General features: G+C 43.7%; 10 protein-coding genes. 3 read left to right on the top strand and 7 right to left on the bottom strand.

Going from position 1 to position 12,157, the window contains the following annotated elements; translation table 11 throughout:
- Positions 1 to 639: 639 nt before the first annotated feature.
- Both ACE1TF_RS13445 and ACE1TF_RS13440 read right to left on the bottom strand, forming a co-directional pair.
- On the bottom strand, positions 640 to 2,328 hold the full coding sequence (locus tag ACE1TF_RS13445; protein WP_375017449.1) for a BCCT family transporter: 1,689 nt from the start codon (positions 2,326 to 2,328) through the stop codon (positions 640 to 642).
- A gap of 126 nt (positions 2,329 to 2,454) precedes the next feature.
- The gene (locus ACE1TF_RS13440) at positions 2,455 to 2,643 is read right to left on the bottom strand and encodes a hypothetical protein (protein ID WP_375017447.1); all 189 of its coding nucleotides are present in this window, start codon (positions 2,641 to 2,643) and stop codon (positions 2,455 to 2,457) included.
- A 115-nt stretch (positions 2,644 to 2,758) separates the two neighbouring features.
- Between ACE1TF_RS13440 and ACE1TF_RS13435 the strand changes: the two genes are divergently transcribed.
- The gene (locus ACE1TF_RS13435) at positions 2,759 to 3,928 is read left to right on the top strand and encodes an aminotransferase A (protein ID WP_375017445.1); all 1,170 of its coding nucleotides are present in this window, start codon (positions 2,759 to 2,761) and stop codon (positions 3,926 to 3,928) included.
- Here ACE1TF_RS13435 and ACE1TF_RS13430 read toward each other — a convergent pair.
- A complete protein-coding gene (locus ACE1TF_RS13430) occupies positions 3,918 to 4,538 on the bottom strand; it encodes a DNA-3-methyladenine glycosylase (RefSeq protein ID WP_375017443.1) in 621 nt (206 codons plus the stop codon). The genes ACE1TF_RS13435 and ACE1TF_RS13430 overlap by 11 nt on opposite strands.
- Positions 4,539 to 4,648: 110 nt before the next feature.
- Between ACE1TF_RS13430 and ACE1TF_RS13425 the strand changes: the two genes are divergently transcribed.
- Positions 4,649 to 4,984 carry a metal-sulfur cluster assembly factor gene (locus tag ACE1TF_RS13425; RefSeq protein WP_042396696.1) on the top strand — a complete coding sequence of 112 codons (336 nt, stop codon included), beginning with the start codon at positions 4,649 to 4,651 and terminating at the stop codon, positions 4,982 to 4,984.
- A 64-nt stretch (positions 4,985 to 5,048) separates the two neighbouring features.
- Here ACE1TF_RS13425 and pepF (ACE1TF_RS13420) read toward each other — a convergent pair whose 3' ends face one another.
- The 4 genes from pepF (ACE1TF_RS13420) to ACE1TF_RS13405 all read right to left on the bottom strand — a co-directional run bounded on the left by pepF (ACE1TF_RS13420) (position 5,049) and on the right by ACE1TF_RS13405 (position 10,862).
- The gene (pepF, locus tag ACE1TF_RS13420) at positions 5,049 to 6,845 is read right to left on the bottom strand and encodes an oligoendopeptidase F (protein WP_375017441.1); all 1,797 of its coding nucleotides are present in this window, start codon (positions 6,843 to 6,845) and stop codon (positions 5,049 to 5,051) included.
- Positions 6,846 to 6,892: 47 nt separating this feature from the next.
- Positions 6,893 to 7,834, bottom strand: a complete 942-nt coding sequence (locus ACE1TF_RS13415; RefSeq protein ID WP_375017439.1) for an ATP-grasp domain-containing protein — start codon at positions 7,832 to 7,834, stop codon at positions 6,893 to 6,895.
- A 293-nt stretch (positions 7,835 to 8,127) separates the two neighbouring features.
- On the bottom strand, positions 8,128 to 9,936 hold the full coding sequence (gene pepF, locus ACE1TF_RS13410; protein ID WP_375017437.1) for an oligoendopeptidase F: 1,809 nt from the start codon (positions 9,934 to 9,936) through the stop codon (positions 8,128 to 8,130).
- Complete coding sequence (locus tag ACE1TF_RS13405) at positions 9,933 to 10,862, bottom strand: ketopantoate reductase family protein (protein WP_375017435.1); 930 nt, start codon at positions 10,860 to 10,862, stop codon at positions 9,933 to 9,935. Before ACE1TF_RS13405 ends, pepF (ACE1TF_RS13410) begins: the two co-directional genes overlap by 4 nt.
- Before the next feature lie 118 nt (positions 10,863 to 10,980).
- Between ACE1TF_RS13405 and ACE1TF_RS13400 the strand changes: the two genes are divergently transcribed.
- Positions 10,981 to 12,153, top strand: a complete 1,173-nt coding sequence (locus tag ACE1TF_RS13400) for a pyridoxal phosphate-dependent aminotransferase (protein ID WP_375017464.1) — start codon at positions 10,981 to 10,983, stop codon at positions 12,151 to 12,153.
- Positions 12,154 to 12,157: the final 4 nt, after the last annotated feature.

The following is a 12,157-nucleotide window of genomic DNA, read 5'->3' as shown; positions in this document are numbered from 1 at the left end:
TGAAAGATGCTCTCGATATTGTTGAGATACATGTTTTTTTCCCATAAGTTCTTCCACGCTCCTCTTGTATTCCTTTCATTATACAAGACGCTCATTATTGCGTGTCCACTTTTTATACTAACTCTAATATGTGACCGTTGAGGGGCGAAAGTGCCCGGTTTGAGGATTGGATTGTCACATAAGTGACAGGTCATGATATTCCTTGTGCGAAGTAATCACCATCGGTCAAGTCTAGTTACCTTTCGATAAACGTTCTTCGTATTGCCCGCGAACCTTGTAGTGACGAGCAACAATCGACAACGAAGTTTTCGAAGTGAAACGAGGGGGACATCATCAGACAATAGGTAGGTGTTTGCTTGTAAAGGTCGATATCGAACATAGGGTTCAGTGAATTTCCTTGAACTTATATAGACTAAAAAGCCAACATCACCGTTGAAATGGCCTCCGCTCTGTTTACTTTGTACTCCAGAGCACTGTACACGTCTTTTTATAAATGGACAATTGTCTGGCGTTGTTCATGCATCAAACACAATCGACAATGTCGGTTGTGAACTGAAACTGCTCTGCCGTAAGTATGGCTAATGTCGGTGTCTGTAATGAAAACGGGATTGCCCACTTTGATGGGGCAATCCCGTTTGTTTAATCGTTCTTTTTCTCACTTTCGGGTCGATCATCTTTCAGTTCTTCTGCTTTTGTTGTTTGCTTATCTTCTTTCATTTCTTCTTTAATCTCTTCGTAAACTTCTTGTTTCCAGTCGTCGTAAAATTCTTCTTTAATGTCTTCTTTTAGTTGTTCGGTTTGTTTCATGGATTCTTCTCGCTTCAAGCTCTTTAAGTCTCTACTCATCATAATGAGTACAAAGATAACCATTGCTGCCATAATAATGCTGAAGGGTAGTGCTGAGACGATAGCGGCAGTTTGTAAACCGTCAAGGCCTCCGGATAGTAACAATACACTAGCTGCAGCGGCGATAAGAAAGCCCCAAATAAACTTAATAGAGAGCATTGGTTTTAAGCCGCCTTTTGATGTCATAACACCAAGCACGTAAGAGGCAGAGTCTGCTGATGTAATAAAGAAAATACCGATAAGAACAAAGGCAAGTATTGAAGTGAACATCGCTAATGGGAGGTGAGTTAGCATATCAAATAGTGCGGTCTCAGGAACCTCAGCAACGAGTTCTGATATACCTGTGTTCATCTGAATTTCTTGATAAAGACCGGTACCTCCAAATGTTACGAACCAGATGATTCCAACAAGAGAAGGGATGACAAGTACACCGAGCATATATTCCCGAACGGTTCTCCCTCTTGAAACACGGGCGACAAAAAGTCCGATAAATGGAGCCCATGACATATGCCATGCCCAAAAGAAAATTGTGTTGTTTCCTAGCCACTCGCTATCAGAAAAAGGCGTCATCTGAAGGCTCATCGGAATGATATTCGATATATAACTCCCGAGTGTGCTTACAAAGTTCTCGGCAAGAAACTGTGTTGGTCCAACGATAATAACAAAAAGAAGTAAAAATGCAGCAATTGTTAAATTTACGGTACTTAAGTATTTGATTCCTCGGTTCACACCGGACATCGCTGAGAACATGAAAAGAACCGTAACGATTCCAATAATGATAAATTGTGTCGTAAAGTTGTTTTCAATAGGAGTAATATAAGATAAACCTGCAGACATTTGTAGGGCACTCAAACCAAATGTTGTTGCCACACCCATTGCTGTTGCAATAACGGACAAAATATCAATCGTGTTTGCAGGTAACCCTCTCATGCGGTCGCCAAGCACACCTGTAAATGCAGAACTAATCAACGCGGGTTTATCTTTTCGGAATTGCACGTAAGCCAGTGTTAGACCAACAACTCCAAAGATTGCCCATACGTGAAGAGACCAGTGAAAACTTCCGTATAAGAGACCAGAAGAAGCAGCTTCTGTAGTACCTGGTTCCACACCCGGCGGCGTGTCCAAATAATAGAGCACAGGTTCCGCGACTCCCCAGAACACAAAGCCAACACCAATACCGGCAGCAAAGATCATGCCGATCCATGTGTAAAAGTTATATTCTGGTCGATCATCTTTCTTTCCTAGTCTTAATTTACCATAAGGACTGAAAATCAAGAATATACAAAAAGCAACAAAAAATGCAGTGACAATCATGTAAAACCAGCCAAATGTGTTAATCATGAAATCAAGTGCCGTATTTGCGGTTGCATTAAGTGAGTCAACACTCAACACACCCCAAAGCACAAAAGCAAAGACAAAAATCGCAGAAATGATAAATACAATGCCTGGTCGCTCTGTCTTGTATGTATAGTGGTTTGCCATACAGTTGTAAAACTCTTCGTGAGTTTTACGTCCCTCCCTTTTTATGTGATAAGTTAATGTACCCGTTTTAGATTGTGGTTAATCCTTCTTTTACTATTTAATAAAAATAGAAAACAATTTGGATGATTAAGATCCAAATTGTTTTGCTAAAGTTTCATCATTATCCAAGGCATGTAAAAACGTTTGAATACTATTCAAATCAACTGTAACATTCACACCTTCGGGGGTCGTAATAAACACATGTCCGTCTTGTTTCGCTTTTTTGAACTGGTATCCGTCTACATGAAACAATACTCGTTCATCAGGTCTTGCCATGATTGATCACCTCGTGTCACTATTGTACAGAAAAACCCTCCACATTTCTATCACTTCTCTAGAAAAGAAAAGTATGTGAAAATAGAAAAACGGCTATAGCAAAGGATGAAGGCGAATGAGTGAATGGGAAAAACTTGTAAATGACAATGTTCAATCAATTGAAGTCTCTGGAATACGTCAATTTTTTAATCGGGTGAGTGAAGTGCCGAATGCGGTACAACTCACACTTGGGCAACCGGATTTTCCAACACCCGATCACGTGAAAGAGGCGGCGATTCAAGCGATTAGTGAAGGCAAGACGACGTACACCCCAAACGCGGGGATCCTCCCTTTAAGAAAAGCTGCGTCTCGCTTCTTGCATACGAATTACAACCTCGATTACGACCCACAAACGGAAGTCATCACGACGGTAGGGGCTAGCGAAGCGTTGGATCTTGTGATGCGCACGTTGATTAATGAAGGTGATGAAGTGATTGTCCCAGTGCCGGCCTATCCGGCGTACGAGTCATTGATTCGTATGAGAGGGGCTGAACCGGTGTGGGTCGATACGAGGGATACACAATTTAAATTAACGGCTGAGGGATTACAAGAAAAGATCACATCGAATACGAAAGCTGTGATCTTATCTTACCCTTCCAACCCGACGGGTGTCACGCTGAATGAGCAAGAACTTCAAGCGATTGCCGATGTGCTCATAAACGAGCAAATTTTTGTTATTAGTGATGAAATATACAGCGAGCTTGTTTATGAGGGAACTCATGTGTCCATCGCATCATTACCGAAGATGAAAGAGCGAACGTTTGTCGTCAATGGCGTATCAAAATCTCACAGCATGACAGGCTGGCGAATTGGCTTTTTATTCGGACCCGAATCATTAATGAAACAGATGTTAAAAGTTCATCAGTATAACGTGTCTTGTGCGTCTTCCGTTTCTCAGTATGCAGCGCTTCAGGCGTTAGAACATGGAAAAGACGATCCTCAAGTGATGCGCGAAGCGTATCAAAAGCGACGAGATTATATGATGGAAAGGTTAGATGCCTTGAACTTGCCGTTTGCAAGTCCAAGTGGCGCGTTTTACTTGTTTGTTTCCATTGAAAAAACAGGGCTTAGTTCTTTTGAGTTTGCCGATCGCTTGTTAAATGAAGCTCAGTTGGCTGCAGTTCCCGGGACCGCTTTTTCAACGTATGGCGAAGGGTTCATTCGCATTTCGTACGCCTACAGTATGGACAATCTAAAAGAAGCGGCCGATCGTTTAGAAACATTCGTTAAACGGTTTAACGTTTAGGAGCTTTGGATACGTACGGGTTGTCTTTTTCAAAGAAACGCCACGGATACATTTTCGCTTCTTGACTATTTGGAATGCCGATTCGTGGCGAAGTGGCGATGTCACCACAACCCGATCCTTCCTCAAGGTATAACGTCTCACTGCTTAAAGAGTGGGCGTTATGTTTATGTTTTTGAATGTGAAAGGCTTGTCCGAGTTTACCGGGTCCGTTCGTTAACTGGAACATTTCTCGTTCCTTTAATTCGTGGAGTGGTTTCTGAAAGCGTCTGTGACTCATATGCTCGAGCCCCTCTAAAGGCTCTACAGCTCGTATGAGAACGCCTTCTGGGTAACCTGCCCCTTTCGTCACGACATTTACGCAATGGTGAATGCCGTAGTTAATGTACACGTAAAGAACGCCGGCATTTCCAAACATCGTTTTGTTTTTGTTCGTGATCTTGCCGCCAAATGTGTGGCTTGCTCGGTCATCAGGGCCGATATAGGCTTCAGTTTCTACAATGCGGCCTTTGAGGACCTCGCCTTCTTCTGTGTGATGAACGAAATGTTTACCGATTAATTCACGGGCTACGATTAACGTATCTCGCTCAAAAAAAGCGGTTTGTAACTGCATAATACAACTCCTTTAAGCAAAGCGATTGAGATCAATCCAAAGTTCCAGTATGATGGAGGAAAGTGAAGGAGTTGAATTCCTTCTCGAACAATGATTGTTGAGGTGAAATCATGGCTGATGAAAAGCTATTAGAAGAAACGAGAGAACGAGTTCTTGCCGAACTGGAAAATGTAATTGACCCAGAGCTTGGTGTTGATATTGTTAATCTCGGTCTCGTTTATGACATTGATCTTGATGAGAACATGAATACGACCGTTATTATGACACTCACATCGATGGGTTGTCCACTTGCAGGGATGATTCAATCAGAAGTGAGAAATGCCCTCGCTGACTTGAGTGAAAACAAGGAAATTGGTGAAGTAGAGGTGAGCATCGTCTGGAATCCACCTTGGACGAAGGACAAGATGTCTCGTTATGCAAAAATTGCCCTCGGTGTGGCAGATTAATCATGCAATAAAAAAGAGGCACAGGGCGAAACGCCCTGTGCCTCTTTTTTTTAATGCCCATATTCTACACGTCTAATTTTCGAAGTTCATCGACGGTGTCTTTAAACATTTTCATGGCGTTTTTAATCGGTTCATCAGACGTTAAATCCACTCCAGTATCAAGGAGCAAGTCAAGAGGATCTTTCACACTTCCACTTTGCAAGAACGTATGGTAATTTTTCAATGTTTCTTCGTCGCCATCAAGAATTCTCATCGCAATGTCAATGGCTGAAACAAAGCCCGTTGCGTACTGGTAAACGTAAAACGCGCGGTAAAAATGGGGGATGCGTGACCATCCGTATTTTACTTCATCATCAAACACGATCTCATCACCGAAGTATGTCCGGAATATACCTTCATACAGTTCATTAAGGGAAGCCGCATCGAGCGGTTCTTCGGCTTCAGCTCGTTCGTGGGTTTGTTTTTCGAAATCGGCAAACATCACTTGTGTAAAGAACGTACCTCGAAATTGTTCAATAAAATGGTTAAGCAAGTAGGCGCGTTTTTTTTGATCGGTCGTTTCTTTTAGTAGGTGCTGGATGAGCAACACTTCATTCACTGTAGAGGCAACTTCGGCGACAAAGATTTTGTACGACGCTGAGATTTGTGGCTGCATTTTGCTTGAATAGTGGCTATGGAGCGCATGGCCCATCTCATGTACGAGTGTGAACAAGCTGTTTAAGTCATCATTGTGATTTAAAAGAACGAACGGGTGAACACCGTAAACGCCCATGTTATACGCTCCAGACTTCTTTCCTTTCGTCTCTCGAACATCGATGTAGCGCTTGTCTTTAAATGCACGGAGCTGCTCGATATAATCTTCGCCAAGGGGCATAAGCGCCTTGATCATCGTCTCGTACGCCTCGTCATAAGGGATGTCTTCTTTAACACCAGCGACAATCGGTGCACTCAAGTCATACTGACGAAGTTCTTCAACCGCTAGACGTTCTTTGCGAAGCTTCGCATAATCGTGTAGTGGTTGGCTATTGTCTTTTGCGGCTTGAAGAAGATTCTCATATACTTCACTCGGAATGTTGTCGCTAAACAACGCTTCATCCAAGGCTGAGTTGTAATTGCGGATCTTTGCGAGACTGGCATTCGTTTTCACTTCGGATGCATAGTTCGTCGCAATCGTATTGTTCATCTCCAAATACGGCTTGTAGTATGCTTTGTACGCTGCTTTTCGAACGTCTCGGTCTTCGTCTTCAAGCATTTTTGAGTACATGCCTCTTGTAAGCTGAACCTCTTCGCCTTCTTCATTGTGAACCATGCCGAACTGGATGTCGGCATTATTATACATATTGTACGTATTGCTCGGAGCTCCAATCGTCTCGCTCAGTTGAGAAAGTAGCTCTTCTTGTTCTTTTGAAAGAACGTGTGGTTTATAGCGAAATGATTTCCATAACTCATCTTCAAAGTACTGCAACTCTTTTTCTTTGTTGATGTAAGACGTTAGCGTATCTTTGGACAAGCTGAGCAGAAACGGCATAAAAAAGGCGGTTGCTTCACTCATTTTTACGCTGAGCTGAGCTGCTTTGCCGCTTAATCTTTGCGCATTTGTGTCACGAGTATCAATGTCAGACAAAAACATGCTATACGCAAAAACTTTGCGGGCAATGAGGGAAAGTTGCTCTTGTTTTTTTAGATAAGCGAGAAGGGAAGAGGCATCTGTAATGTTATCTTCGAATTGAGCCAATTCATCTGCAAGCTGTTTGCACGTATCCACATCTTTTTGCCAAGCCTGTTCGTTTTCATATAAATCGGTTAGGTCCCATTTTTCTTGTTCAGGTACGTCTTCTCTCGACGTGTACGAAGTTGCCATGAACAATCACCTGCTTTTCATGAATTTAGGGAACGCTCTTTTGGCGTTCATGCGTTTTGATGCAATTCTGACGCTAAAGCCGCTACGAGTTGGTCAGCGACATGCTTCATCCCGTAGATGCCGACTTTTTCTTCAGCGTCTTTGTTATAGTTTGTGTTCGTGTTGACGTCGTATGTGTACAGTGTGCCGAACTCATCACGAATAAATTCAATCCCTGCAAAAGATATGCGATGTGTTTGCAAAAATTGCTCATATTTTTCAATGATTTCGTGTTGGAAGTTCGGGATGATTGAGAATTTATCCCGAGGCTGATCGGTTGTCGGGCAAAAAGCATCATCGATCTGGCACACATCTGCTGGGCAAAGTTCAAAGCCATCAGACGTGTCCACATTCACTGCATACAGAAACTTCCCGTTTACGAATTCGCACCGTGTAATCAAAGAGTCGGGGTTGTTAATGTATGTTTGCAAAAGCGTAATCCCATCAATGGAGGGTTCAAAATCTGTCTGTAAGTAGCGTTCTAACCCAGCTGTGTCTTGGAAAAGATGAACGCCAAGTCCTTTACCTGCCCGGTTATGCTTCGTAATAAAAGAGGTGCTCCCCATCTGTTTACTCGCATCGAGAATTGCTTGTTTTCCGCTAGCTGCAATCGTCTCTGGCACACGAATGCCATGTGAAACCAAGCTCGTGTATTGAGCCGCCTTACTTAATTCTAGCTGTAACGCTTCTGTACCGTTGAAAACGGTGCGATTGTAGCTTTCTAACCAACGAAGGACCGCAGCGGTATATTCTGGAGCGTACCGGTGTCCCCGTGTATGTGAAGACGCGCTCATACGGTTGTAAAATACACCTTCAGGCGGGGCTTCCATTAAGTTGACCGACCCTTCATGCAAGTGCCACAATTCAAATTCTGCCCCAAGCTTTTCAAGGGCGGTTTTTAGTGGAGCTGTCCATTCATCATTTTCATGGAGTACATAGATTTTTGCCATTATTTCACACCCTTTTCTATTTCTGATTGTAAAGCAGTTGACCAAGCAGTGCAAAAAAAGCGATTGCAAAGAAAGGGCGGAAAATATACACCGTGAAAAAGAAAAGTGACCGAAAAAAACAGGAGATGGGCTCAATCAAATCGCACTTCGGCTCGATGCGTTAGGGCAGAAAGGCGAGCGACTTTTTTGGTCAAACACGACCATGGTCGTCCGAGCATGGGAAGGTGAAGAATGAACTTCTTGGCATAGAAAAGAGCCGTCGTCTAGAATAACGGCTCTGATCGAAACGATGGTTATGCGTAGCTTTCTTCTAACTGCTGCACGAGCGAACCGACATAATTAACGGCTTCAGAAATCGGCTCTGCGGTAGAAAGGTCAACCCCTGCAATACTGAGTAGCTCAAGCGGAGATTTCGATCCCCCAGCTCGTAGCATGTCTAACCAACGCTCGACTGCTGGGGCTCCTTCTTCAATAATTCTTCTCGATGCATAGGTGGATGCGGTGAGACCTGCCGAATACGTGTAAGGATATAAGCCCATGTAATAGTGAGGCTGGCGCATCCATGTAAGTGCGGCGCCTTTATCAAAAGTAACCGTGTCCCCCCAAAAACCTTGAAGTGTCGCAAGTTTGAGTTCATTCAATTTGTCTGCTGTTAAAATCGTTCCTTCTTCTGCAGCTTGATACACTTCCCGTTGGAAATGGGCTTCAAGTAAGTGGGTCACAAAGTTATGATAATACGTACCTAATAATGAGAGGACCACCCACCGTTTCATCTCTTTGCTATCCGCGGTTTTTAAAAGGTGGTCACCGAGCAGCATTTCATTCATCGTCGAAGGCGCTTCGATCATGTACGTTGACGGTCTGGCGCTACCAAGCTTCTGATGTTGATGCGCTGTATAAAAGTGGCCAGCGTGCCCGAGTTCATGGGTGAGGATAAACGTGCCGCGCATCATGTTTGTCCATGTCATGAGAATATAAGGATGCGCACCATAAGGGCTCGCGCAAAACGCTCCGTTTTGTTTTCCGACATTCTCCGCTCGGTCAACCCAGCGCTCTTCATACGCTCGGTCAATCATCTTGTTGTAGTCTTCACCCATGACTTTTAGTGAATCTTTAATTAAGGAGAACGCTTCTTCAAAGCTGATTTCTGGATCGTAGTCTGGGTCAAGCGGTGCTTTTAGATCAGCGAAAGTGAGCTCATCGAGCCCGAGTACATTTTTCTTTAACGTCGCATATCGTTGCATGTATGGACTTAATTCGTTGTAGATCGTATCAATTTGTCGGTGGTACATTGCCGGCTCCACATCTTGTTCATGAAGGAGCATGTCAGTGACAGAAGGGTAGCCTCGCAAACGAGACACGTTCACTTGTCGCGTTACTTCTGCGGCGTATGTTCCTGCAAACGTGTGCTGATAGTTGCTCAGCCCATCAATAAAGGTTTTGTAGGCATTTCTTCGGATACTCGCGTCTTTTGAGAACTCGTATTTATCTTCAAAAAGAGCAAAAGTAAGCGGGTGAGTATTTCCTTTGTCATCTTGAAAGTCAGCGAATGAAAGGTCGGCTGCCTTGCCCTGTTTGTAGATTGAAAACGGAGCGCGGAGTGATTCATTTAAGGCAGCAAGTACTTCCTCAGTTTCATCAGAGAGCATGTAATCTTTATTTTTTCGGATTTTTTGGATTTGTACTTCATACGTGTGTAGCTCGTCGTTTTCATTAAAAAATTGGTGCAACGTCTCATCGTCTATTTTAACGATTTCTGAATTGATAAAAGCACTTGCTCGGCTAAAGGCTGCTTGAAGTTGACTTACTTTCCCTTGCCGGCTTTGATTGTTCGCATCACTTCCATCTGCGGCTACTTTAAGCATCGCGTAAGTGGCGACTGGAATGAGCATTTGCATCATGTTTTCGTACGTTTTCAAGCAGTCCAGTAGCTGTTTGGCACTTTCATGTAGCGTTCCTTGATAAGGCTTTAACCGTGGAAGAATCGTTTCCAGTTCTTCATAGGCTTTCTCCCACGACTTGTCTGATGCAAAAAGATCCGTTAAATCCCATGTCTCTTCAGTTCGGACATCTTGTCGGTATTGTTGAATCGCTTGTGTCATTGAAAATCACCCTTTCGTTTTTGTTCGTAAAGTTCAAGATTGGCATACACGACTTCTAATGCAGGCGCGTCCAAATGATACGCTTTCGCTTTGTCCAACAGGTAACCTTGAATATGCTCATACTCGACGGCTTGTCCTTTTTCTTTATCTTTTTGCATCGATGCTTTAAAAGAAGCGTCAAGGTTTTGCCATTGGCGAAACGCTTTTTGTTGCAAACGCTCAGCGTCCATTTCTGGTGCAATCCGTTCAATCAACCTAGCAACTTCATTTATGTAGCGATCGATAAATGCCCCTGCACTTGTAGAGGTTCGGATTGTGCCGACATCGGTATGAAAAAGGGTCGTTGCTCCAGAAAGAATTGTGATGAGCATATATTTTTGCCACATGTCACTTTCAATGTTCTCTCGAGACTTAATATCAGAAACAGAAGAAAGTGCTTTTTCAACCTGAGTTGCAGAGGGCGGAGCAGCGTGTGATCTATGACCATACATCATTGAGGCATTCGCCCCTTGATGAAGGATGTGCCCATCTTCGGACAAGGTCGATTCAATAAAGGCAACCCCTCCATACACTTGTGTTTTGGAAAAAGCAGAATCGAGCACATCGAGATGTTGGACGCCATTAAGCAAAGGAATGATGATTGTCTCTGAATGGACAAAAGGCAATACATCTTCGATTGCATCATGGAGGTGATACGATTTTGTGCTCATAAGAACCACATCAAAAGATCCGACATCTGCTGTCGTGATAAGATGAGGGTGGGAAATGTTCAAATCACCGTTTCTGCTTTTTACGATGAGTCCATTTTCTTGGAGTTGAACACGTCGCTTCGGTCGAACGAGGAATGTTACTTGTTGTCCCGCTTCATGAAGCCTTGCGCCGAAGTATCCTCCGACGGCACCAGCGCCGACGACTAAAATTTTCATCATATTGCCCTCCTTTCTGTATTGTTTAGTATATCGAAGAAAAAGAAAATTAGAAATACATATCTATGAACACATGTTAGACTGAAGAGAAATGAAAACGGAAGGTGTTGAACAAAAGGTGAAACAATACGCGGCTTCAACGATGATTCGTCGTTTGCCCGAACAGTATTTTTCGAAATTGGAAAAATCCATTGTGTCATTAAAGTCACAAGGGGCAGATATTATAAACCTAGCCCAAGGTAGCCCGGACCAACCGACACCAGACCACATTATCAAGTCTTTACAAGAAGCGGCAACAGACCCGCAATTTCATCGGTATTCACCGTTTCAAGGTTTCTCGTTTTTTAAAGAAGCGGTTGCCGAATTTTACAAAAATCAATATGATGTGGACCTAGATCCAAATGAAGAAGTGTGCATTCTTTTTGGGGGCAAAGGCGGCCTCGTTGAAGTGAGTCAATGTTTATTGAACCGCGGGGATGTTGCCCTCGTTCCTGACCCTGGGTACCCTGACTATTGGTCTGGGGTTGCGATGCAAGAAGCGAACATGCACATGATGCCACTGCGCCACGAACACGGATTCCTTCCTCAGTATGAAGACATTCCGGCTCGGGTGCGAGATGAGGCAAAATTGCTATTTCTGAACTATCCGAACAACCCGACAGGGGCGGTGGCGTCTTCTGCTTTTTTTGAAGAAACCGTCCGATTTGCTAACGATCATGACATCTGTACAGTCCATGATTTTGCATACGGAGCCATTAGCTTCGATGGCGTGAAACATCCAAGTTTTATGCAAACAAAAGGGGCTAAAGAAAACGGCATTGAGATCTATACACTTTCTAAGACGTACAATATGGCAGGGTGGCGCGTCGGCTTTGCGGTCGGGAACCGCTCGGTCATTAAGCATTTAAATGTGCTTCAAGATCACCAATATGTAAGCCTGTTTGGGGCGGTTCAACGAGCGGCGACGACCGCTTTAACATCGTCGCAAGCAGGAGTAACAGAGCTTCAACAAATGTATGAGAAGAGAAGAAATGTACTCGTTGAAGAAGCGAAGCGAATTGGGTGGGCACAAGAGGCACCGAAAGGCTCATTTTTTGCATGGTTTAAAGTACCAAATGGAATGAGTGAAACCGAATTTGCTACACAGCTTCTCCACGAAGCTCACGTCGCCGTTGCGCCTGGCAATGGCTTTGGTGAACACGGGCGTGGGTACGTGCGTATCGGGCTTGTGAACGACGAAACGAAGATTAAAGAAGCGATGTCAAGAATCGAAGCATTAAATCTATTTTAAAAAG

Source organism: Geomicrobium sp. JSM 1781026 (genome assembly GCF_041949955.1).
Classification (GTDB): domain Bacteria; phylum Bacillota; class Bacilli; order Bacillales; family Marinococcaceae; genus Geomicrobium_A.
The sequence above is the reverse complement of the archived record's forward strand: the minus strand, read 5'-3'. Positions and strand labels throughout refer to the sequence as shown.